The organism is Alcanivorax sp. DSM 26293 (assembly GCF_900107995.1).
Lineage (GTDB): Bacteria > Pseudomonadota > Gammaproteobacteria > Pseudomonadales > Alcanivoracaceae > Alcanivorax.
In genome coordinates this window covers 280,187-302,618 of the sequence record NZ_FNUM01000001.1, presented here as the reverse complement: position 1 = coordinate 302,618, position 22,432 = coordinate 280,187, and the positions used below count along the sequence as shown (strand labels likewise).

The following is a 22,432-nucleotide window of genomic DNA, read 5'->3' as shown; positions in this document are numbered from 1 at the left end:
GACTGTCATGAACCGCACCGACCGCATTCTCGCCAGCGCCGAACAGCATTGCCGCGAGCAGGGCGTGCGCATGACCCCCCAGCGGCGTCAGGTGATGACGTTGCTGCTGGCCCAATCTGGCCCGCAGAGTGCCTACCAGTTGCTGGACCAGTTCAAGGCGCAATATCAGGAAAACGCCCAGCCGCCCACCATCTACCGGGCGCTGGAGTTTCTGGTGCAGCAGGGGCTGGCCCACCGGCTCAGCTCCACCAACCAGTACCTGGCCTGCGATCACATCACCTGCCACCACGGTCACCAGGGCACCGTGTTCCTGCTCTGTGATGATTGCGGTGCGGTGCAGGAAACCCCCATGGCGGGGGCGGCCATCAGCGAGTTGCAGCAGAGTATCAAGAGCCTGGGATTCGTGACCCAGCAGAACCCCTTGCTGGAAGTGCATGGCCGTTGTGCGAACTGCAACGTGGGTTAAATACAGGTAACACGCGTTTATAAAACCCCTATGGCGATAGCGAGCGCACGATGGTTTGCAATCTCTGCCGTAGGAGCGTCGCTGGCGGCGCGATCAAAACCAGTTTCAAGTTCAAAGTTGCAACGCGGGAAAGTCCGGGGACATACGAGACTTTTGATTGCCGCGCTTCAAGGTTGATTTCGCGATACGAGCATCGCTTCCCACAGGTAAATACCTGACTCTGGAAAGCTCTCGGGCGATGTGGGAAGCGATGCTTGCCATCGCGAATATCACAATCAAGCGCGGGCGCCGAGCTTATCGTTATCTGCTGAGCTTTCTTCGCGTTGTAGCTTGCAGCTATTCTCAAAACCGGGAGACAACCATGTCACGTTTACGTCTGGACCAGGCGGCCATCGCCCTGTCCGGTTTGTGTATGATCCATTGTGTGGCCAGCGTAGCCGGGCTGTTTGCAATCGGTTTACTGTCCCTGTTTAGCGGCATGGGTGAACTGTTTCACCAGGCACTGCTGGTCATTATTGTGCCGGTCAGTGTAGTGGCAATGGTGGTGGGCTATCGTCACCACCGTCGGCGTTGGGTGTTGCTGCCCGGTCTGATGGCTCTGATCGGGTTGTGTCTGATTGCGGTGTTCGAATCGGCGTTCCATGGCACCCTGTGGGAACCCCTGCTCACCACTCTGGTCGGAATCTGTCTGGTGACTGCGCATATTGGCAATATTCGCGCCTGCAAGAAATGTGACTGCGAGGGGCATCATGAAGAGATTCGCACTGCGTGAAACGGTGGTTGGGCTGTCACTGCTGGCCAGCCTTCCGGCGCTTGCCGCGGGAGTGCACCAGCATGGCCTGCCGGAAGCGGCCGTGGTGGTGGAAGGCGAGAGTCTGACGGTCAGTTTCCGCGCACCCTTGATGGATATTCTCGGCACTGAGCAGCCCCCCGCGGATGCCGCTGCCCGGGTCCGTTATGAGGACCGTCTGAAACAGGTGAGTGAACCGTTACCGTCCGAGGCGGCGGAGTGTCGGCTCAACCATGCCACCCGCAGCACTGTTGCGTCGCTGTTTCCGGACGTGGATGCTCACGACCACGACCACGACCACGACCACGACCACGACCATGACCATGACCATGACCATGACCATGACCACGGCCATCATGTGGATGTGGAAGCGGAGTGGACCTTCCAGTGTCGGTCCCCGGGTGAGTTGACCCGGATTACCTTGCCGTTTCTGGACACCTTTTCCGGGCTGACCACGGAAGTGGTCCTGTTGTTGCCGCAAGGGCAGGGGGCCCTCCGCCTGGCGCCCGGCGACACCCGCATTCCCCTGGAGTAATCGTGGTACTGGAACTGGATAACCTGCGTTATCAGCACCCGGGGCAAGCCCGGCCTTTTATTCATATCGACCACTTTGCCCTGCAGCCCGGTGAGCGGGTACTGCTTCATGGTCCCAGTGGTTGTGGCAAAAGTACCCTGTTGTCGCTGGTCACCGGGATTCGCCCGGCCCGGCAGGGCCATATCCGGGTGGCCGGCAAACCGTTTTCCTCACTGTCACAGCGACGGCGGGATGCTTTCCGGGCGGACCATATTGGTGTCATCTTCCAGGCCTTCAACCTGTTGCCGTATCTGAGCGGGGTGGAGAACGTCTGCCTCAGTGCCGGCTTTTCCCGACGCCGTTGTGAGCGTGCAGGGGCCAGCAATCACCGCCAGCGCAGGGACGCCGCCCAGGACCTGCTCAACCGGCTGGGGCTGGATGCCGCCACCTCGGTACTACCGGCCTGGCAATTGTCGTTCGGGCAGCAACAACGGGTGGCCGCGGCCCGGGCCCTGTTCGGCAAGCCGGGTCTGATCATCGCGGACGAGCCCACGTCCGCGTTGGATACCGATAGCCGCGATACCCTGTTGACCCTGCTTTGCGAGCAATGCGAAGACGCGGGCAGTGCCTTGCTGATGGTCAGCCATGACAGTCAGGTGGCAGACCGTTTCCATCGCAGCGTGGCGTTTTCCGCACTGAACGGGGGAGGGCACCATGCTGCCTAGGATCATTCTTGCCTCGTTGCGTACCCGGAAAACCTCGGCAACACTGATTGTTGTGGCCATCGCGTTGAGTCTGGTGATGATCGTGGGCATCGAGCGTCTGCGTCACCAGGTGCGCGCCAACTTTGCCAGCACCGTGTCCGGTATCGATCTGATCGTCAGTGCCCGCGGCGGTCCCATGAATATCCTGCTGTACAGCGTGTTCCGGCTCAGCGATCCCACCGCCGGGATTCGCTGGCAAACCGTGCAGCATCTGGCGGATCATCCGGATGTGAAATGGTGGATTCCCATCGCCCTGGGGGATTCCCATCGTGGCTTTCCGGTGGTGGCCACCAACGACAGTTATCTGGCCCACTACCGCTATGGGCGGGACCGGGCCCTGTCGCTGGCAAGCGGCGAGTGGTTTGCCGGGGCGGATCAGGTGGTACTGGGCAGTGCCGTGGCCCAGCGTCTCGGTTACCGGCTCGGTGACGATATCGTGCTGGCCCACGGCGCCAGCGGCCCGGCCATTATCGAACACGACAACCACCCCTTTACTGTAGTGGGGGTGCTGGCAGCCACCGGCACGCCGGTGGATCAGAGTGTGCATATTTCCCTGGCCGGCATGGCCGCCATTCACAGCGGTGGCCAGTTTCGTTCCGGGTTGCCGCCGCTGCCGGGTCAGCGGGCCGATACCCCGGATTCCGTGAATGCGGTCATGCTGGGTCTGCAACGACGTACCGCCGTGCTCAGCCTGCAGCGGGAACTGTCCCGTTATAAGGCCGAGCCGCTCAGCGCCATCATTCCCGGTGTCCAGCTGCAGCGCCTGTGGCGCATGACAGCGGTGGGGGAAAATGCCCTGCGTGCCACGTCCCTGGCGGTTCTGTTGGTGGCGCTACTGGTGCTGGTGTCCACTATTCTGGCCGCCCTGGAAGGCCGCCGACACGAACTGGCGGTACTGCGTGCCGCCGGTGCCGGCCGGCTTGCTGTCTATGGCGTGATCGTAGGGGAAAGCCTGTTCCTCACTCTGATCGGCAGCCTGCTGGGTCTGACGCTGTTGTTTGTGGCACAGTGGGCGCTGGCTCCGCTGGCCCTGGCCGAATGGTCCCTGCGTCTGCCGGACAGCTTCCTGTCCCTGCGCGAATTGCCGACCCTGGCGGCCATCCTGCTGGCCGGTTCCCTGGCCGGCATGATTCCGGCGGAAAAGGCCTTCCGCAACAGTCTGGCCGATGGCCTGACCCCGAGGAACTGACATGCGTAGTCTGATTATCTGTCTCTGCCTGCTGGTCAGTCTGCCCGGCTGGGCAGCCCGTGAACTGGAATGGGATGACCTGGTGCCCGCCGATTACGACGTCAATCAGGTCTACGAACAGCTCTTCAACAAGATCTATGGAGATAAGCCACCGGAAGACGTGGACGATGGCGATGCCCGTGGCGAGCAGATGATGGAAGCCATCGACAAGGCCTGGCGCGAAGCGCCCCTGAAGTCGGAATTGGACAATACGGTTGTGCGTCTGCCCGGCTATGGCGTGCCGCTGGATGGTGATGAGGAATACGTACGTGAATTTCTGCTGGTGCCGTACTTCGGCGCCTGTATCCACACCCCGCCCCCGCCCCGCAACCAGATCGTTCTGGTGAAGATGAAAGGGCAGGGCGTGCCCCTGGATCTGGTCTTTGAAGCCCTGTGGTTGGAAGGCACCCTCAAGGTGTCCAGCCAGGATACCGAATACGGCACCGCCGGCTATGTGCTGGAAGGCGAATCCGCCGAAATGTTCAGCGGCTACTAGCACTGTTCCTCCTTCTTGATCTCCCCGTAGGGTGCAGTTCGCCTTAGGCTCAGTGCACCCTACACTCGTTTCCAGCCCTGTCCTGATGCCAGTCGCTGTGCGACAATGCGCGCGCCTCGCGCGCACTCTCGCCGCTGATATCTCTCATCAGCCGCGCTTTTCGCTTTTCCAACCGGATCAAAACATTGCTCACAACCGCCAACCTAACCATGCAGTTCGGTGCCAAGCCGCTGTTTGAGAACGTGTCCGTGAAATTCGGCAACGGCAACCGCTACGGCCTGATCGGCGCCAACGGCTGCGGCAAATCCACCCTGATGAAGATTCTCGGGGGAGATCTGGAGCCGTCCTCTGGCAATGTGTCCAAGGACCCGGACGAGCGCATCGGCAAGCTGCGCCAGGATCAGTTCGCCTACGAGAAATACTCGGTGGTGGACACCGTGATCATGGGCAACGAAGAGTTGTGGAAGATCAAGGAAGAGCGCGACGGCATCTACGCCAAGGCGGAAATGAGCGAGGAAGATGGCATTCGCGCCGGCGAGCTGGAGGCGGAATTCGCCGAGCTGGACGGCTACACCGCCGAATCCCGCGCCGGTGAGCTGCTGTTGGGCCTGGATATTCCGGTGGAGCAGCACTTCGGGCCCATGAGTGAGATTGCCCCCGGCTGGAAACTGCGCGTGCTGCTGGCCCAGGCCCTGTTTGCCGATCCGGACATCATGTTGCTGGACGAGCCTACCAACAACCTGGACATCAATACCATTCGCTGGCTGGAAGACGTGCTCAACCAGCGTCAGTGCACCATGATCATCATTTCCCACGATCGCCACTTCCTGAACAGTGTCTGCACCCATATGGCAGACCTGGATTACGGCGAAGTGCGCCTGTACCCGGGCAACTATGATGAATACATGACCGCGGCTACCCAGGCCCGTGAGCGCCTGCATGCGGACAATGCGAAAAAGAAACAGCAAATCGCCGAGTTGAAAACCTTTGTCAGCCGCTTCAGCGCCAACGCTTCCAAGTCCAAGCAGGCCACCAGCCGCGCCAAGCAGATCGACAAGATCAAGCTGGATGAGGTGAAACCCTCCAGTCGCCAGAACCCCTACATTATTTTCGAGCAGGACAAGAAGCTGTTCCGCAACGCGCTGGAAGTGAAGGGGCTGGCCAAATCCTTTGATGAGGCGCTGTTCTCCGGCCTCGACCTGCGCGTGGAAGTGGGCGAGCGCATCGCCATCATCGGTCCCAACGGCATTGGCAAATCCACCTTGCTGCGCTGTCTGGTGGGGGATCTGGCACCCACCGCCGGGGAAGTGAAATGGTCCGAGAACAGTGAACTGGGTTACTACGCCCAGGACCATGCCCACGACTTCGCCGACGATATGGACCTGTTCGCCTGGATGAACCAGTGGGGGCAGGAGAAGGACGACGAGCAGGTGATCCGTGGCACCCTGGGCCGCTTGCTGTTTTCCCAGAAAGATATCGGCAAGTCCGTGAAGGTGATCTCCGGGGGGGAGCAGGGGCGCATGCTGTTCGGCAAGATCATGCTGCAACGGCCCAACATCCTGCTGCTGGATGAGCCCACCAACCACATGGATATGGAGTGCATCGAGTCTCTGAATCTGGCGCTGGAAAATTACCCGGGTACCTTGCTGTTCGTCAGTCATGACCGGGAATTCGTGTCCTCCCTGGCCTCCCGGATTATCGAAATCACCCCCACCGGCATCGTCGACTTCCACGGCAGCTACGACGACTATCTGAAAAGTCAGGGCGTGGGCTGAGCCTGTCTTCCTCGCCGTAGGAGCTATGCTTGCATGGCGAACCCGCGACCCCTGTTCGCCATGCAAGCATAGCTCCTACGGACAGGGGGCGTGTTGGCTAGCGGTTTCCCCGCACCATCGCCCAATGCCGCACCTGCGTTCCCGGCATCGGCGCTTCATGCACCACCTCGAACCCGAACCGCCGGTACAGCGATACATTGTCCGGGTTATGGGTGTCCAGATAAGCGGGCAACCCTTCCCGGTCCAACCGCTCCAGCGTTGGCTCCAGCAGCCGTGTGGCCAAACCCCGGCCCTGATGCTGCGGATCAATCCCCAGTAATAACAGGTAGGCATGGGGCTTGCTCATCAGACCGTCGTGGACTTTCTGCATGGCGTCTCCAGCATCCAGTTGCCGTTTCACTGCCGCCGGCCCTTGACGCAACATGGGCAGAGCCCCAAAGCGCAGCATATCCATCACACTCCGATGCAGTGCGTCGGAGGGCAGCCACAGCGCAGCGCCGTCTACGGAACCCGGTGGGGTACAGATTTCTCCCCGGTGCTGAGCATGGCGAGCCAGAAACAGGAAGGTATGGCGGGACTGGGCCAGCCGGCGCGAGTCATCCGGAAAGAAATAGCAAAACAGAGGGTCCCGGTAAAAAGCCAGACTGAGGACTCGGGCGATGGCATCAATGCGAAGGGGATCATTTACATTCATGAGCGGGTGGGGTTTGCTAAACGGCAGCCAAGCATACCGGAAGCGGCGAAAAATACAGGTATAACGGATAGCCCTCCGGCCTGTTCTGATCCTGTTACATTTTACATACTGGTGAGAATGTCGGACTTCCGCTAGGCTCGGGAACACTTGAATAAAAAAGCAACAGAATAATAACCCCCCGGGAGAGAGGGACCATGGATATACTCCAGCTGCTGGTCGGCGGGATTGCCAATGGCTGCATTTACGGGCTGTTGGCGCTGGGTTTTGTACTGATTTACAAGGCATCCGAAGCGGTCAACTTCGCCCAGGGCGACATGATGATGCTGGGAGCCTTTCTCGGCGTTACCTTCATCAATGCCAGCTACGCGGACCTGCCTTTTCTGGTGGGCATCACCTTGGCCGCCCTGATCCTCGGCCTGTTCGGCTACCTCCTTGATCGTTTCGTGCTGCGAGCCATCTTTGGCCAACCGCAATTTGCCATGGTGATCCTGACCATCGCCCTCGGGTTTCTGATCCGCTTCGTGGCCGGGGTGATCTGGGGGCATGATCCCACCTCCCTGGAAACGCCCTTTATTGGCCGGGTCTGGACACTGGGGGAACTGATGATCCCGGTGGTGGACGCGGTGATCATCATTACCACCGTGGCGCTTACCTCCATTCTCTACTTCTTCTTTGCCCGTACCCGTCTTGGCGTGGCCATGCAGGCCAGTAGCCAGAACCAGATGGCGGCTTACTACATGGGCATTCCGGTGAAACGCATCAATGCCATTGTCTGGGCCCTGTCCGGGGTGGTGGCGGCCATTGCCGGGGTCATGTTTGCCGCCAAGGGGGCGGTGGAGCCTTCCGTGGGGCTGCTGTTCGGTATCAAGGCGTTTGCGGCGGCGGTGATCGGCGGCCTGGGCTCTTTGCCCGGGGCGCTGCTGGGCGGCCTGCTGGTGGGCATCGTGGAACCCTTCGCCGGTCGCTATCTGCCGTCCGGCGTCGGCCAGATTGCCCCCTATGTGTTGATGTTGCTGGTGCTGATCCTGCGCCCCGGCGGCCTGTTCGCGCAGATCAGCCAGAAGAAGGTGTAGGCCATGAGCAACCGATTCAAAAGCCGTTACGACGACGATATCAATCTGTTTGAAGGGCGCTGGCACCTGGCCCAGTACGCCATCCTGATGGCGCTATTGTTGGCCGCGCCCTGGCTGCTGGGCACCTACTATCTAGGTGAGCTCACTGCCGTGCTGGTGTGGTCCCTGGCGGGGCTGGGCCTGATGCTGATCAGTGGCCATACCGGCCAGGTCAGCCTGGGGCATGCGGCCTTCATGGCCATTGGGGCCTTTACCAATCTGGCGTTGATGCTGCGTGGCTGGCACTTTCTGCCTGCCTTGCTGGCCAGTGCAGTCACCTCCGGAGTGATCGGTGCGATCATCTCCCGGCCGATCCTGCGTATGAGCGGCATCTATCTGGCCATCGCCACTCTCGCACTGAGCATCATTATCGAGGACGTGGCGATTATGGCCGAGCCGATTACCGGTGGGGTGGCCGGGGTGTTTGCCCCGCCGATTGCCATGTTCGGCATGGAGATCGACCGGTATGCCACCCCGGAAGCCTTCTACTATCTCTGCCTGGCGGTACTGGTGCTGGTCACCCTGGGGTATCTGAACCTGCTGCGCAGTGCCTCGGGCCGCTCTTTCCTGGCCGTGCGTGACAGTGAAGTGTCCGCCCGGGCCCTGGGGGTCAATGTGGCCCGCGCCAAGACCCTGTCTTTCAGCCTGTCCTGCGCTATCACCGGCCTGGCCGGGGCGCTCTATGCCCACCTGGCCCAGGCGGTGAACTATGAAAGCTTCCTGGTACTGATCTCCATCACCTTGCTGTTGCAGATCGTGATCGGCGGACTGGGCTCGGTGCACGGGGCCTTCTTCGGCGCCATTGTGGTGGTGTTGCTGCCACAATTGATCGCCATCGCCAGTGATTACCTGGATAACACCGCCGGCATCCAGATTGCGGCCTACCCGGGCCTGGATACGGCCCTGTTCGCCCTGCTGATTCTGCTTATGGTGATTTACGAACCGCGTGGCCTCTACGGCGTCTGGTTCAAGGTGCGTACCTGGTTGCAGCTGTTCCCGCTGTATCGCAAGGGCATGTTCCGCCGTACCCGTACCTACCTGAAAACGGAGCGCCAACGATGAGTCTGTTACAGGTAAAGGATCTCTCCATTTCTTTCGGCGGGGTGAAAGCGGTGGACGGTGTCAGTTTCACCGTGGAGCCCGGCGAAGTGTTCACCCTGGTTGGCCCCAACGGGGCAGGGAAATCCACCATCTTCAATCTGATTAGCCGTCTTTATGAACCGGGCGGCGGGCAGATCCTCTTTGACGGGCAGGACATTACTTCCCTGCCGGCGCATAAGGTGGCCGGGCTGGGTATCGCCCGCACTTTCCAGAATATTGAATTGTTCGATCACTCCTCGGTACTGCAGAACCTGTTGATCGGCCGTCATTGCCGGCGCAATACCCGCTGGTTCGAGGAGCTGTTGTTCCTGCCCAAGGTGCGGCGCAGTGAACGGGAGCATCGGCTGCTGGTGGAAGAGGTGATTGATTTCCTCGACCTGGCTCCCTACCGGGACAAGCTGATCGCCGGCCTGCCCTATGGGGTGCGCAAGGTGGTGGAAATTGCCCGGGCCCTGTCCAGCCAGCCGAAACTGATCCTGCTGGATGAACCGGCTTCCGGCCTCAGCGTGGAAGAAACCCAGAACATGGCCTGGTGGATCGAGGACATGCAGAAAGATCTGGGCCTGACCGTACTGATGGTAGAGCACGACATGAGCCTGGTATCGCGGGTATCCAACCGGGTGCTGGCGGTGTCGGAAGGCCGGCCGTTGGCCATGGGCTCGGCCGCCGACGTACAGGCAGACCCCAAGGTGATCGAAGCCTATCTGGGCACGGAGGCAACCTCATGAGTGCAGTACAGAAAGACACCATGAATGATGCCCAGCCGCTGCTGCAGGTCAAAAATCTGGAAGCCTTCTACGGCCCGGTGATGGCCCTGCGCGGGGTATCCATCGATGTGTTCGAAGGCAAGGTGGTTGCCATCCTTGGGGCCAACGGCGCCGGCAAGACCACCCTGATGAAAACCATTTCCGGCGCCCTGGCGCCGCGCAAGGGCAGCATCAGCCTGGCTGGCGAAGCCATCGAGGGGCGCGAACCGGATGCCCTGGTCCGTCAGGGTATCGCCCACGTGCCGGAAGGGCGGGAAGTGTTTCCGTTTCTCACCGTGGAAGAGAATCTGGCCATGGGGGCTTACATCCGCCGCGACAAGGCGGGTATCCGCCAGGACATGGAAATGGTGTATGACTATTTCCCGATCCTGCTGGAGCGCCGCAACCAGCCCGCCGGCACCCTGTCTGGCGGTCAGCAGCAGATGCTGGCCATCGGTCGCGGGCTGATGTCGCGGCCGTCGCTGATGTTGCTGGATGAACCGTCCCTGGGGCTGTCGCCGCTGCTGGTGCAGGAAATCTTCGCCATCGTCCGTCGGCTGAATAAAGAGCAGGGCGTGACCCTGTTGCTGGTGGAGCAGAATGCCCAGGTGGCACTGAACACGGCGGACCATGGCTATGTGCTGGAAACCGGCCGCATCGTCATGGACGGCAGCGCCGAGGCGTTGCTCGCCAGCGACGACATTCGCGAATTCTATCTGGGCCAGTCGGCGGGGGATGACCGACCGGAAAAACGCTGGAAACGAAAGAAGACCTGGCGCTGATGATGACAACAACCAACAACGCACCAACCCGTCTCCACGGTTGCGACACCGTGGTCAAACTGTGGCGCCAGCAATGCCTGGAGCGGGGAGCGCAAATTGCGCACCGGGAAAAGGACCTGGGCATCTGGCAGAGCTACAGCTGGCAGGACTATTACGAAAAGGCCCGTGCCATCGGCGTAGCGCTGCTGTCTCTCGGCCTGGAGCGGGGCCAGCCGGTCTCCATTCTCAGTGAAGACAACAAGGAATGGCTCTACTGCGATCTGGGTATCGCCGGCGCGGGCGGCATCAGCAATGGCGTCTATACCACCGACAGCGCCGAGCAGCTGGCCTACCTGGTCAATGACAGTGGCTCCGCCTTCCTGTTCGTGGAAAACGATGAACAGCTGGACAAATACCTGACCGTACGCGACCAGGTGCCCACCCTGAAAAAAGTGATCGTGTTTGATCGCAAGGGGCTGCGGGATTTCAGTGATCCCATGGTCATGTTCCTGGATGAACTCTACGCCCTGGGCGAGGGCATTGCCGATGCCGAAGCCCGGTTCAGCGCCAGCATCGCCGAGAGTCAGCCGGATGACATCCGCATGCTGATCTACACCTCCGGCACCACCGGTGCCCCCAAGGGCGCCATGATCAGCCACCGCAATGTGCTGTTCCAGCTGGCGGCTGGTGAGCAGGTGCTGGAAGCCCATGAAGACGATGACCAGCTCTGCTTCCTTCCCCTTTGCCATATTCTGGAGCGGCTGGTATCGGTGGAAGTACCGATCTACAAGGGGTGTACCGTGAACTTTGCGGAGAGCCCGGAGACCGTGTTCGAGAACCTGCGCGAAGTGTCGCCCCATACCTTTGCCGCCGTACCGCGTCTGTGGGAAAAGATCTACAGCTCCATGATGACCCTGCGGGACGAAGCCACCGGTTTTGGCCGCTGGTGTTTTGACCGGGCCCTGGCCGCCGGCGATAGCTGGCACTGTGAGCGTAAACGGTCACCACTTTCCTGGCTGCATTACCAGTTCTGGAACCTGTTGGTGTTGCGCAATGTCCGGGACCTGATCGGTATGGCGCGCCTGCGTCGGGGCACCACCGGCGCGGCACCCATCTCCCCGGACCTGATTCGCTGGTTCCAGTCCCTGGGCGTGCCGCTTTATGAAGGCTATGGCATGACCGAAACCACCGGCGTGGTATCGCTCAACAGCAAGGACCGGGCCCGGGTGGGTTCCGTGGGCGAGCCGCTGCCCGAGACCGAGGTGCGCATTGCCGACAACGGTGAAGTGCTGGTACGCGGTGACCATGTGTTCGCCGGTTACTGGCGCAAGCCGGAAAAAACCGCGGAAGATATCCGCGATGGCTGGCTGCACACCGGCGATGTGGGGCGTCTGCAAGACGGCATGCTCACCATTACCGGTCGCCTGAAAGACATCATCATCACCGCCGGCGGCAAGAATATTACCCCGGCGGAAATTGAAAGCCGCATAAAGTTTTCTCCGTATATTTCCGATGCCGTGGTCATTGGCGACCAGCGCAAGTACCTCACCTGCCTGATCATGATTGATCAGGAAAACGTGGAGAAATATGCCCAGGATCGTCAGGTCCCGTTTTCCAACTTCGCCTCCCTGTGTCGTGCCAAGGAGGTGATCGACCTGATCGACAGCATCATTACGGATGTGAATAAACAGTTCGCCCAGGTGGAACAGATCAAGTATTTCCGCCTGATCGACGTGCTGCTCACCGCCGAGGATGAGGAGCTGACTGCCACCATGAAGCTGAAGCGTTCCTTCGTGGAGAAAAAACACAAGCACCTGATTGATTCCATGTACTGATTGCAATTACCTGAAGTCACGGCTTCAGGTATGAATTCGAGAGGAGAATGCATCATGAAGAAGCTTTGTCTGGCGGCTCTCGCCGCAGCCACCCTGATCGGGTGCAGTGATAACAAGGAAGAAGAGAGCGCCGCCGCCGAGTCGGTGCGTGGTGTCAGTGATACCGAAATCAAACTGGGCGGCATGCACGATCTGTCCGGGGTGTTTGCCGCGTTTTCCTCCCCGGCGGTGCAGGTGGCCAACGACATGTTTGCCGACGTGAATGCCGAGGGCGGGATTCATGGCCGTGAGATCCGCTATATCGTCGAGGATCATGCCTACCAGGTACCCAAGGCCACCCAGGCCACCAACAAGCTGATCAGCCGGGATGAAGTATTTGCCATGGTGATGAGTCTGGGCACGCCCCATAACCTGGCCGCGTTCCCGGTGATGGATCGCAATAACGTGCCCAGCATTCTTCCTCTGGCACTTTCACGTCAGATGGAAGAGGAGGGGGACTTCTCCCACCGTTTCGTCTTTGGCCCCAGTTACTATGAAGGGGTACTGAAAGGCGTCAACTGGATGACGGACGAGTACGGCATCGAGAAAATCTGTGTGATGTACATTCCCTCGGATTTCGGCGAGGAGGTGAACCAGGCCATTAACGACGCCGCGGCGGGCAAGGATTCCCTGACCCTGGCGGAAAGCACCTCCCACCGACCGGACGAGAGTGATTTCACCGGCACCCTGGCGCGCCTGAAGGATGCCGGTTGCCAGCTGGTCGCCGTGGCCCTGCCGGTGCGGCCGATCATTTCCGTGGTGGCCACCGCCAAGGAAATGGGCTGGGATGAGGTGAAGTTTGTGGTCTCCCAGGCCGGCTTCCATTCCGCCGTTGCCGCGGCCCCCGGGGGTGTCACCGAAGGGCTTTACGGTGTGTCTCCCTGGCAGGATATTGTCAGCCGCATGAAGGATGTACCGGAAGCTAAACAATGGGCGGAAGAGTACCAGGCGCAATACGGCTCTGTGCCCAGCGGCGGTGCCGTGCTCGGGCGTGTGGGTGCCATGGTGACCATCGAGGCACTGCGCAAGGCGGGCCCGGATCTGACCACCGATTCCTTCCTGGCGGCCATGGAGTCTCTGGATTTCAATGATCCGGTCACCGGGGTGGATATCAAGATGAGCGCCACCAATCATCGTGCCGGCAACGACATGATTCTCTCCAAAGTCATCGACGGTGTCTGGGAGCCGGTGGTGACCCTGGAAGACTGACCACCCGCTTTGCCGCAGGCGCTTTGCTCGCAAAGCGCCTGCGGCCCCTATCAATCCCCCCTCCCGTATCAGGTATACTCGCGCCTCCTGGATTATTTGGTGACTCTCCATGCAGGCCACTTCAACGTCCGTATCCCCCGGCTGGCGGCAACGACTGGCTGCTCTGCTGAATACCCCGCTTTTCGGACACACCATTACAGCTTTGATCCTTCTCAATGCCATTATTCTGGGCGTGGAAACCTCCGCGGTAGCCCAGGAGCGGGCAGGGCAGTGGCTAAACCTGCTTAACCAGGTGGTGCTGGCCGCGTTCGTGTTGGAAATCGTGCTCAAGCTGGTTGCCTTCGGGCCACGCTTCTTCCGCTCCGGCTGGAATGTGTTCGATTTTCTGATCGTTGCCATTTCTCTGGCTCCAACGTCCGGGCCCCTGGCGATTCTGCGCAGCCTGCGGATTTTGCGGGTATTGCGCCTGCTGTCATCGGTGAGGCGGTTGCGCATGCTGGTGGAGTCATTGATGCAGGCCCTGCCGGGGATCGGCTGGACGGCGGCATTATTGTTGATGATGTTCTACATCTTTGCGGTGATGGGTACCGAGCTGTTCGGTGAGGCGTTCCCGCAGTGGTTCGGCACGCTCGGCGCCAGCATCTACAGCCTGTTCCAGATCATGACTCTGGAAAGCTGGTCCATGGGCATTGCCCGTCCGGTGATGGAGGTCTACCCCTTTGCCTGGATCTTCTTCGTGCCCTTTATCCTGATCTCCAGCTTTATGGTGCTGAATCTGTTTATTGCCATCATCGTCAGCGCCACCCAGGAAGTGCACGAAAGCGAACAGCGCGCCGAACGGGATGCCAACAACCAGATCGCCCATGACGAACGTCAGGAAATGCTCGACCTGATGCGTGCCATGCATGAAAAGATTGCCGCGCTGGAAACCGCCCTACAGAGAAAGGCGGATCAATAATGCCGGCATGAAATGGCTGTAGGCGCTTGCAGGCAAGTTCCTACAGGAAAAGTGAAAGGCCCGGAAACGCTCCGGGCCTTTTTTGTGGAGGTAGTGTGTTGGAAGGTAGGCTGGATTGTCTCCTGGCTAGACAGTTTCCACCAGCACGATCTCGCTGTCCGCTTCTGCCACCACGGTCAGATGTGTCTCGTCACTGATGGCCAGGCCATCGCCGGTATCGGCCAACACCTCATTCACCCTGACCCGTCCCTTGGCGGGCACTAGATAGACCTTGCGACCCGCCTCCACCGGGTAGGTCACCGTCTGGCCCTCGCTCAGGTTGGCGGCCACGACACGGGCATCCGCCTGAATCGGCAGGGCATCGCCGTCATCCGGGTAGCCACTGGCGAGTATCTCGAAATGTCCCTCGCGGGATGCCTTCGGGAAGGGCTTGCTGCCCCAGGTGGGTGGCAAACCGGTGGCATTCGGAATGATCCAGATCTGAAAGATCCGGGTCTCCGTATCCTCCAGGTTTTGCTCGCTATGAGTAATCCCGGTACCGGCGGACATCACCTGCACATCGCCGGCTTCCGTGCGCCCACTGTTACCCAGGCTGTCCTGGTGGGTAATGGCACCCTTGCGCACATAGGTGATGATCTCCATCTCCCGGTGAAAGTGCGCCGGGAAGCCCGTGTGTGGTGCGATGGTGTCATCGTTCCATACCCGCAGGTCACCCCAGTGGACCCGTTTGGGATCGTGATAATTGGCGAAGGAAAAGTGGTGCCGGGTATCCAGCCAGCCGTGTCGGGCATGGCCCAGTTCATTGCGTGTGCGCAGCTCGATCATGACGTCCTCCTGTAACAGGCTCCATTGCCTGTCTGTCGATGGCGTCACTATATGATTAGAATGCCTGATTAAAAACGGGTTATTTTTGGGGAATACAATCAGCTTGGTTGATGTTTCGGACGCTTACCGGACGGCATTCCCGGCAAACGATGAACCGGCATCTTCCTGTCGAATGATGGCCGCCACATCCGATAAGAGGATGCCCCCTCCAAGAACGGAGGCATCACACCCAACAAGGAGAGCCATCATGTCCGCTAATACCGTCCGCTTGCACCGCGTCCTGCGCGCCACCCCGGATCGCGTCTACCGCGCCTTTCTGGATGCCGATGCCATGGTCAAATGGCTGCCGCCCCATGGCTTTACCGGCAAGGTCCATGAAATGGACGCCCGTGAAGGGGGCGGCTATCGCATGTCGTTCACCAACTTCTCCACCGGCAAAAGCCACTGCTTCAGCGTCCGCTACCTGGAACTCAAGCCCAACGAACGGATACGCCACACCGACCAGTTCGACGACCCCAACTTGCCCGGTGAAATGCCGGTCACCATTTCGCTGAAAAACGTGCTGTGCGGCACCGAGCTGACCATTACCCAGGAGGGCGTGCCCAAGGTGATACCGGTGGAGTGCTGTTATCAGGGCTGGCAGGAATCTCTGGAAATGCTGGCGCAACGGGTGACCCCGGAAATCCCGGACGAAGGGTGATCGAATCTTGTCCCGGTAAGGCCATGCCTGTTCACGCGCGGGGTAGGGGGATGGTGTAGAGTTGCCAGGGAATCTTTTACCAAAACGTCTCAACGTCGGAGTGACCATGTCCAACTCGCCACAACAATGGTTGCAGGCTTTCACCGGGGGCTTTATCGCCACTCTGCTGTTTCACCAAGGGGTGCTGGCGCTGTTCTGGCTGGGCGGTCTGGTCCCGGCGGCGCCCTGGAACATGACACCGGTGCCGCCCTTCGGTATTCCCCAGGTATTGTCGCTGGCATTCTGGGGCGGTGTCTGGGGTGTGCCAGTCTGGTGGTTGATCCGTCGCTGGCAGGGCATCCGGCACTGGCTCGGCGCGCTGATCATCGGCGCCATCGGCCCGACGCTGGTTGCCATGCTGCTGGTGTTTCCCCTGAAAGGGCTGGACGTGAACGCCGCCAAGGTGGTTGGCGGCCTGATTGTTAACGGTGCCTGGGGAGTGGGGCTCGCCGCCTGGATGTGGTTTGATCGGTCACGCGGCAACGCCTGACAATCCGCCGGCAGCATGCAAGTGAGTCTGCTGCCGGTATTGGCCGAGCGCCAAGCGTTGCGGGCCTTGCCGGGAGCCTGTTATGACCGGTCGGCGATGCGCTCCCGGGCTTTTACCCGGACCTCCTCCCGGGAAGAGAAATGCGCTTCCCGCAGTTGTTCTACCTGCTGCTGCCGATCAGAACGCGACAGGTTGGTATTGCCCAGCAGCGATTCGCGCTCCCTTAGCCACTGCGACATCCGTCGATCGAACTCTTCTCGCCGGCTATCCAGTTGCTCCAGGCGAGCGGCTGCGTCTGCGCCCACCCATTGCTCGCGAATCTTTCTGAGGGTTGCCTCGTCGCCACCGTCTTGGCGAAGCTGCGCGCTCCTGCGCTGCAGTTCCTGGTAACGGCTTATCTGGGCTATGTTGTTCTGCATGTCATGCGGGAGTGATGCGGTGAGCGCCTCAAGCTGTTTTGCCTTCTGCTGGCTTGTCAGGGTATCGTCGCTGACCACGGTAAGTCGGGCCAGGGCATAGTCCTCACTGACTTGCTGGCGGGCAAAGAAAGCCGTGCATACCTGGCGATCCAGATAGAGATGACAACTGTCTCGTACCCACTGTTGTTGCTCCCGAAGGGCACCCAGGTCCAGCGTGTCGGTGCTGACGCCACCTGCCTCGGAGCGCGAGGCCAGGTTCCTTTTCCACGCCATATAGCCTTCCAGAATCTGGCCGGCCTCCCGTGCGGCGGTGCCGGGTAGTTGACTGGCAAAATACGCTCGCAATCGTTGCTCAATGGTATCCAGGCTCTCTTCGCCCAGGGTGGAGAGGAAATAGTCCAAGACGTCTCGAAGTTGCGGTGTCACCGCCAGGCTGCCGTCGGGCGTCACCGCCAGCCCATCAGGAACCGTCGTTCCTTCCAGTGAGGCGGGAAGCGCTTCCAGGCCATTGCGGACAGTGACCGAGCGGCTGGCGGCGGGGGTAAGCAAGGGCGCCGTCAGTGGCAAGGGGGTGGGAGGCGTCACTTCGGCCTGCCGATGCATTGGCGATTCTGATTGTCTGCCTGCCCCGGAAAAAATAATCACCAGGGTGAACAAGACAAAAGTAACATGCACCGTAACCACGGACAGTTTCTCTGAGCGTTCCATGACTTACAGACCTGCGTTTTTCAGCCGGTTGGCATGGTGACGAAATACCACCACGGGATCGGTCTCAAACAGGTCGGTCAGGCCGAACAGCTGATTGACCTCGTCCAGGTGGTTCATCCGGTAATTATCGCGAATGACCTTGCCTAGGTGACTGCTGCAGCGGCCCACCAGACCGTCACTTTGTGGATCGTTGGTGCCGATAAAGGCGGAAGAGGCAATTTTTAATGGCAGATCCAGTGGATCCAGGGGATTGGTGAGCAGTCGCGTGCCGCTCCAGGAGTAATAGCGTACCCCGTCTACACTATAGCTGCCCTCGCCGCAGAAGGCGGTGGGCACCCCGGCCGGGTAGCGGGTATTGAAGTCTGCGGCACCCTCGGTGGAAATAGATTGAAACCCGGCCAGCGAATCCTGCGGGAGTGATTCGCCGGCGGCCAGGCCAATAATAGTGCCAACAGCATTCACGATCTCACCGGCCCCATTGCTGATTAAGGGGCCGGTCCCTTCCAGAGAGGAAACAAGCAGGTCAAATACCGGGGACCCCATTGTGGCCCCACCGACCGAGGTGGCTGAAGCGATACGGTCCGGCATGGCGGCTGCCACATAACGGATCGACTGATTACCGTGACTGTGGCCGATCAGATTCACTTTGTCTGCACCGGAGATAGCCAGAATCTCCTCTACCTGCTGCAGCAACTGTTCGCCACGGACTTCGGAGGAGGCAAAGGACGAAACCTGTGTCAGGTAGACTTCCGCGCCCCGTTCAGTCAGGTCACTGGTAATACCGTTCCAGTAGTCCAGCGGCCCAATGCTATCGAAACCGGACATACCATGGGCCAGTACGATGGGGTATCGGGTTTGGGCATAGCTGGAATTCACCGAAAACCCGCTCAGCCAACCCGCCAGAGCCGGGGAGCCCAGTCCCACCAGCAAGCCAGTAAAAAGAACTATTTTAAATATGCTGTTCATGTTTCACCTAATGCAATTCTGTTTATATTGCCGGTTTTTTTATGGCCAATCTTGTGAAAGGCTTATGATGGTGGCATTGCCGAAGTGGAGACATAGCGGAAAGGGACGTTGTTATAATCTTATTAAGACAGCGATTGTCAGACTGGGGATTTTTTTGAAAATTTCGCTCCCAAGGCCCATAACACTTAAAAAATAAGCGAGCTTCAAAGCATCATGGCAGTATCGGCAGGTTTTAAGGTTTCCATTGAAATTGTAAAAAAGGTGCTCGATCTTGGGCGGCAATATGGCGTGGACGTTGATGGACTCCTGAAGGAATACGATTTTCGTATTCAGCCGATAAAGGGAGATCCGGCTTACATGCCTGCTGAGGATGTGGAGTTTATGTTGTCTGTGGGGTTACGACAGATGTCAGACCCCTTGCCCGGTTTGACACTGGGAGTGGTATCGCAACAGCAATTGTTTGGTCTGGTTGCCTTTCTGGCACAAACGTCCAGTACCGTTGGTGCTTGTCTGGAAAAAATCATGCAGTTGGAGCCGCTGATCAGCAATACGGGCAAGACCCGCCTGGAATATTCACCGGGTGAGGCCCAGCTGATATGGCATTGTCATCTCCAGGACCCATTTGTTCGCACCCATGTCGGCAGTTTTATCCTGTTTACCTATACGCAGTTGATTAACACGGGAACGCAAGCCGGGCATCTGGTGCATGAAGTGCATATGGCCCACCCTGCGCCCAAGGACAGGGCGACCCTGGATGTCTATCGCAACGCCTTTAATTGCCCGGTGATTTTCAATGCCCGGAATTATCGGGTCCTGTTTCCCGCGACAGCCGTCGATCTTTCAGTCAACACGGCCGACCCCTTGCTCAATACGGTGCTGACTGAGCATGCGCAAAAGCTGCTTGAAGAGAGGGCCAAGCCCGCTTCATTTACCGATGAGGTCCGCCTGCATATTCAGAAACTGCTTCAGGACGGCAATGTGTCACGTGAAAACGTGGCTGCCATGCTGAATATCACCAGCCGAACCCTGCACCGGAAATTGCGTCAAGAGGGGACCAGCTATGGCGATCTGCTTTCCCGGTTACGGCTGGAGCGGTCCTGCGATTTGTTGCGACAAGGCGCTCAGTCTGTGCAGGCAATAGCCCGGGATGCGGGGTTTGATGAGGCACACTCTTTCACGCGCTGGTTCAGACAGATGACCGGCCTCTCTCCCAGCGAATATCGTCAGAAGGGCCCCGACCCCGAATAAGGATGCAGGGAGGGGCCGCGCGGCGAAATGGCACGAACAGCCCTAGTTGTCCGGTTGCCACATCGTGCTAGCGTAGGCGCTTCCTTTTATCGGCGGGAGCCAAGCATGCCCAGTAACACCCATACCGTGATGGTCACCGGCGCTTCCGGCTATATTGCCGGCTGGATTGTGAAATACCTGCTGGAGGCAGGCCATACGGTCCACGCCACCGTGCGTGATCCCAACAAGGCGAAAAGCGTGGATCACCTCAAGCGCATTGCCGATGCGGCGCCCGGTACCCTGAAACTGTTCAAGGCCGACCTGCTTGATGCAGAAAGCTTCGATGCACCCATGCAGGGCTGCGACATCCTCATGCATACCGCCTCGCCGTTCGTGCTGGATGGCTTCACCGATGCCTACGAGGCCCTGGTTCGCCCGGCGGTGGAAGGGACCCGCAATGTGCTCAACGCCGCCAACCGCTGCGAAACCCTCAAGCGAGTGGTGCTGACCAGCAGCGTGGCCTCCGTGTACGGGGATGCCACGGACATGAAAGGCAAAAGCGCCTTCACCGAAGCCGACTGGAACACCACCAGCAGCGTTGACCATAACCCGTACCAGTATTCCAAGGTAGCCGCCGAACGGGAGGCCTGGAAAATCCACGACGGTCAGTCTCAGTGGGACCTGGTAACCATCAACCCGGGCATGGTCTACGGGCCTTCCCTGACCAACGCCAGTAACTCTGCCAGCATTGGCACCCTGCTGGATATGGGCCGTGGCAAGCTGAAAACCGGTGTGCCGGCTTTGGAATACGGCATGGTGGACGTGCGCGAAGTGGCCCAGGCGCATTTGCTGGGGGCGTTCAAACCGGAAGCGGAGGGGCGCTACATTCTGGTCAGCCAGTCCGTGTCCATGCTCGACATCGCCGGCATGCTGCGCAAACAATTCGGCAAGCAGTATCCCTTCCCGATGATGAAGGTGCCCAAGCCGGTGGTATGGGCTGTCGGCCCGTTCATGGGCCCGGTCACCCGCAAGTTCATCAGCCGTAACGTGGGCTACCCCCTGCGCTTCGACAACAGCCGCAGCAAGGCACTGGGCGTTAGCTACCGCCCGGCCGCTGACACCCTGAAAGACCACTTCGAGCAGGTGCTGGAAGACGGGCTGGTACGGCGTCGGTAAACGTGGTGGCTTGCTGAAAACCTTCGCCTTGCGAGCAAGGCTCCAACGACTCGCCTTGACCGTTGGAGCTTTGCTTGCAAAGCGAGGGGCAAAGTCGGGAAAGCCTTTCCAGATCTCCCCAACCTTGATCCTGCCTCATCACCAAAACGCAGGGTGGATTAGCCGGAAGGCGTCAATCCACCCTGCGGTCGACATCAGGACTGACTGGCCTGCTCGCGGCGCGGCTCGTAGGGCTCGCCGCCACCGGGGAAGGCCAGGCGCAGGTTGTTCAGCCAGGTGGTGCCGAACTGGCGGAACAGGGAGGCGCTGTTGTAGGGGATGCCATAGCGATCCGCCAGCGCGCGAACCCGTGGCGCCACTTCCTGATAGCGGTTGCTGCACATGTCCGGGAACAGGTGGTGTTCGATCTGGTGTGACAGGTTACCGGACAGTATATGGAACAGCTTGCCACCCTCGATGTTGCAGGAACCCAGCATCTGGCGCAGATACCAGCGCCCACGGGTTTCGCCTTCCACCTGTTCCAGGGTGAAGTTGTGCGCCCCGGCCGGGAAGTGCCCGCAGAAGATAATGGTGAAGGCCCAGATATTGCGGATCAGGTTAGCCACCGCATTGGCGCCAGCCACTATCCCGAACACCAGCAGCGGCGAGAAGGGCACGTAGAAGGAAATCGGGATCGCCACCAGCGCCGCTGCCAGCGGCCAGGCGATGTAATCCTTGGCCACCTGCCGCCATACCTTGTAGCCAATCCGTTTTAACAACGGCGTGAAATCCTTGAGCTTGTTCTTGCCTTTCAGGTGGTCATCGATGGCTTGCTCATGGACGGCCACGCCTTCTTCGAACAACAGCATCAGCAGAATGAAATAGATCGGCTGCAACAGAAACGCCGGTTTCCACTTCTGCATGGGCGTTACCCGCATGATGCCGTAGCCCACATCCAGGTCCTTCTCCAGCACATTGGTCCAGGTGTGATGCACCACATTGTGGGAATGCATCCAGCGGTCCGAGGGGCTCATGGTGTCCCACTCCCAGGTGTTGGATTGAATCTCCGGGTCCTTCATCCAGTCCCACTGGGCGTGCAGCACGTTGTGGGCGATTTCCATGTTTTCCAGAATCTTGGCGATACCGAGCATGAACACGCCCAGCCCCAGGATAGTGAGCATCACCGGCCAGGCGGCCAGCGCATGGCCCCAGGCGGGGATGAAAAACAGTGACAGGTAAATGATGAAGCGGGCGCTGACCGCCATGGTGCGCTGGGTCTTGATAACCTTGAGGATATAGGCGCGGTCCCGGTCGCCGCGGGAATCAAACACCTCGTTGCGAATGGCTTCCAGCTCGTTTCCGAATTCTTCGATCTGCTCGTCGGTCAGGTCGACCGGGTATTGATGGGTTTTCAT

Annotated in this window: 23 protein-coding genes; 18 read left to right on the top strand and 5 right to left on the bottom strand. The window is 59.6% G+C overall.

Annotation, left to right across the window (positions count from 1 at the left end; translation table 11 throughout):
• Positions 1 to 7: 7 nt before the first annotated feature.
• The 7 genes from C4S63_RS01295 (at position 8) to C4S63_RS01265 (ending at position 6,033) form a co-directional block, all read left to right on the top strand.
• Positions 8 to 466 (top strand): transcriptional repressor, encoded by a 459-nt coding sequence (locus C4S63_RS01295; RefSeq protein ID WP_103916470.1) that lies wholly within the window; start codon positions 8 to 10, stop codon positions 464 to 466.
• A gap of 361 nt (positions 467 to 827) precedes the next feature.
• Positions 828 to 1,238 carry a MerC domain-containing protein gene (locus C4S63_RS01290; RefSeq protein ID WP_160052662.1) on the top strand — a complete coding sequence of 137 codons (411 nt, stop codon included), beginning with the start codon at positions 828 to 830 and terminating at the stop codon, positions 1,236 to 1,238.
• Positions 1,216 to 1,791 carry a DUF2796 domain-containing protein gene (locus C4S63_RS01285; protein WP_103916468.1) on the top strand — a complete coding sequence of 192 codons (576 nt, stop codon included), beginning with the start codon at positions 1,216 to 1,218 and terminating at the stop codon, positions 1,789 to 1,791. Before C4S63_RS01290 ends, C4S63_RS01285 begins: the two co-directional genes overlap by 23 nt.
• 2 nt (positions 1,792 to 1,793) lie before the next feature.
• Positions 1,794 to 2,495: an ABC transporter ATP-binding protein gene (locus tag C4S63_RS01280; protein ID WP_231874191.1), complete on the top strand. Its 702-nt coding sequence runs from the start codon at positions 1,794 to 1,796 to the stop codon at positions 2,493 to 2,495.
• Positions 2,485 to 3,723 carry an ABC transporter permease gene (locus C4S63_RS01275; RefSeq protein WP_200819491.1) on the top strand — a complete coding sequence of 413 codons (1,239 nt, stop codon included), beginning with the start codon at positions 2,485 to 2,487 and terminating at the stop codon, positions 3,721 to 3,723. Before C4S63_RS01280 ends, C4S63_RS01275 begins: the two co-directional genes overlap by 11 nt.
• A 1-nt stretch (position 3,724) precedes the next feature.
• Positions 3,725 to 4,258 carry a DUF3299 domain-containing protein gene (locus C4S63_RS01270; protein WP_062816356.1) on the top strand — a complete coding sequence of 178 codons (534 nt, stop codon included), beginning with the start codon at positions 3,725 to 3,727 and terminating at the stop codon, positions 4,256 to 4,258.
• Positions 4,259 to 4,443: 185 nt separating this feature from the next.
• Positions 4,444 to 6,033, top strand: coding sequence for an ABC-F family ATPase (locus C4S63_RS01265; protein ID WP_103916467.1), 1,590 nt, complete (start codon positions 4,444 to 4,446; stop codon positions 6,031 to 6,033).
• 97 nt (positions 6,034 to 6,130) lie between these two features.
• Here the strand turns inward: C4S63_RS01265 and C4S63_RS01260 are convergent, their stop codons facing one another.
• Positions 6,131 to 6,727 (bottom strand): N-acetyltransferase, encoded by a 597-nt coding sequence (locus C4S63_RS01260; RefSeq protein ID WP_103916466.1) that lies wholly within the window; start codon positions 6,725 to 6,727, stop codon positions 6,131 to 6,133.
• Between the two features lie 194 nt (positions 6,728 to 6,921).
• Here C4S63_RS01260 and C4S63_RS01255 point away from each other — a divergent pair, with 194 nt between their 5' ends.
• From C4S63_RS01255 to C4S63_RS01225, 7 genes are all read left to right on the top strand, one after another.
• Positions 6,922 to 7,800, top strand: coding sequence for a branched-chain amino acid ABC transporter permease (locus C4S63_RS01255; RefSeq protein WP_062816359.1), 879 nt, complete (start codon positions 6,922 to 6,924; stop codon positions 7,798 to 7,800).
• Between the two features lie 3 nt (positions 7,801 to 7,803).
• Positions 7,804 to 8,901: a branched-chain amino acid ABC transporter permease gene (locus C4S63_RS01250; RefSeq protein ID WP_062816360.1), complete on the top strand. Its 1,098-nt coding sequence runs from the start codon at positions 7,804 to 7,806 to the stop codon at positions 8,899 to 8,901.
• Positions 8,898 to 9,668, top strand: a complete 771-nt coding sequence (locus C4S63_RS01245) for an ABC transporter ATP-binding protein (RefSeq protein ID WP_062816361.1) — start codon at positions 8,898 to 8,900, stop codon at positions 9,666 to 9,668. Before C4S63_RS01250 ends, C4S63_RS01245 begins: the two co-directional genes overlap by 4 nt.
• Positions 9,665 to 10,468 carry an ABC transporter ATP-binding protein gene (locus C4S63_RS01240; protein WP_234999903.1) on the top strand — a complete coding sequence of 268 codons (804 nt, stop codon included), beginning with the start codon at positions 9,665 to 9,667 and terminating at the stop codon, positions 10,466 to 10,468. The genes C4S63_RS01245 and C4S63_RS01240 overlap by 4 nt, the downstream gene beginning before the upstream one ends.
• Positions 10,468 to 12,282 (top strand): long-chain fatty acid--CoA ligase, encoded by a 1,815-nt coding sequence (locus C4S63_RS01235; protein WP_103916465.1) that lies wholly within the window; start codon positions 10,468 to 10,470, stop codon positions 12,280 to 12,282. Before C4S63_RS01240 ends, C4S63_RS01235 begins: the two co-directional genes overlap by 1 nt.
• A 54-nt stretch (positions 12,283 to 12,336) precedes the next feature.
• Positions 12,337 to 13,530, top strand: coding sequence for an ABC transporter substrate-binding protein (locus C4S63_RS01230; protein WP_103916464.1), 1,194 nt, complete (start codon positions 12,337 to 12,339; stop codon positions 13,528 to 13,530).
• Between the two features lie 109 nt (positions 13,531 to 13,639).
• On the top strand, positions 13,640 to 14,488 hold the full coding sequence (locus tag C4S63_RS01225) for an ion transporter (protein ID WP_103916463.1): 849 nt from the start codon (positions 13,640 to 13,642) through the stop codon (positions 14,486 to 14,488).
• Between the two features lie 126 nt (positions 14,489 to 14,614).
• On the opposite strand, the gene C4S63_RS01220 is transcribed toward C4S63_RS01225, so the two are convergent.
• The gene (locus C4S63_RS01220) at positions 14,615 to 15,313 is read right to left on the bottom strand and encodes a pirin family protein (protein WP_103916462.1); all 699 of its coding nucleotides are present in this window, start codon (positions 15,311 to 15,313) and stop codon (positions 14,615 to 14,617) included.
• Between the two features lie 247 nt (positions 15,314 to 15,560).
• On the opposite strand from C4S63_RS01220, the gene C4S63_RS01215 reads away from it, so the two are divergent.
• Together C4S63_RS01215 and C4S63_RS01210 are read left to right on the top strand one after the other, a co-directional pair.
• A complete protein-coding gene (locus C4S63_RS01215; protein ID WP_103916461.1) occupies positions 15,561 to 16,013 on the top strand; it encodes an SRPBCC family protein in 453 nt (150 codons plus the stop codon).
• Positions 16,014 to 16,119: 106 nt separating this feature from the next.
• The gene (locus C4S63_RS01210) at positions 16,120 to 16,542 is read left to right on the top strand and encodes a hypothetical protein (RefSeq protein WP_062816370.1); all 423 of its coding nucleotides are present in this window, start codon (positions 16,120 to 16,122) and stop codon (positions 16,540 to 16,542) included.
• A gap of 80 nt (positions 16,543 to 16,622) precedes the next feature.
• Here C4S63_RS01210 and C4S63_RS01205 read toward each other — a convergent pair whose 3' ends face one another.
• Together C4S63_RS01205 and C4S63_RS01200 are read right to left on the bottom strand one after the other, a co-directional pair.
• Positions 16,623 to 17,669 carry a lipase secretion chaperone gene (locus tag C4S63_RS01205; protein WP_103916460.1) on the bottom strand — a complete coding sequence of 349 codons (1,047 nt, stop codon included), beginning with the start codon at positions 17,667 to 17,669 and terminating at the stop codon, positions 16,623 to 16,625.
• A 3-nt stretch (positions 17,670 to 17,672) separates the two neighbouring features.
• On the bottom strand, positions 17,673 to 18,635 hold the full coding sequence (locus C4S63_RS01200) for a triacylglycerol lipase (RefSeq protein WP_103916459.1): 963 nt from the start codon (positions 18,633 to 18,635) through the stop codon (positions 17,673 to 17,675).
• 213 nt (positions 18,636 to 18,848) lie between these two features.
• On the opposite strand from C4S63_RS01200, the gene C4S63_RS01195 reads away from it, so the two are divergent.
• Together C4S63_RS01195 and C4S63_RS01190 are read left to right on the top strand one after the other, a co-directional pair.
• Entirely contained in the window at positions 18,849 to 19,883 is a 1,035-nt protein-coding gene (locus tag C4S63_RS01195) for an AraC family transcriptional regulator (protein ID WP_103916458.1), read from the top strand.
• Between the two features lie 105 nt (positions 19,884 to 19,988).
• On the top strand, positions 19,989 to 21,038 hold the full coding sequence (locus C4S63_RS01190; protein WP_234999902.1) for an NAD-dependent epimerase/dehydratase family protein: 1,050 nt from the start codon (positions 19,989 to 19,991) through the stop codon (positions 21,036 to 21,038).
• A gap of 194 nt (positions 21,039 to 21,232) precedes the next feature.
• Here C4S63_RS01190 and C4S63_RS01185 read toward each other — a convergent pair whose 3' ends face one another.
• Positions 21,233 to 22,432, bottom strand: coding sequence for an acyl-CoA desaturase (locus tag C4S63_RS01185; protein ID WP_062816375.1), 1,200 nt, complete (start codon positions 22,430 to 22,432; stop codon positions 21,233 to 21,235).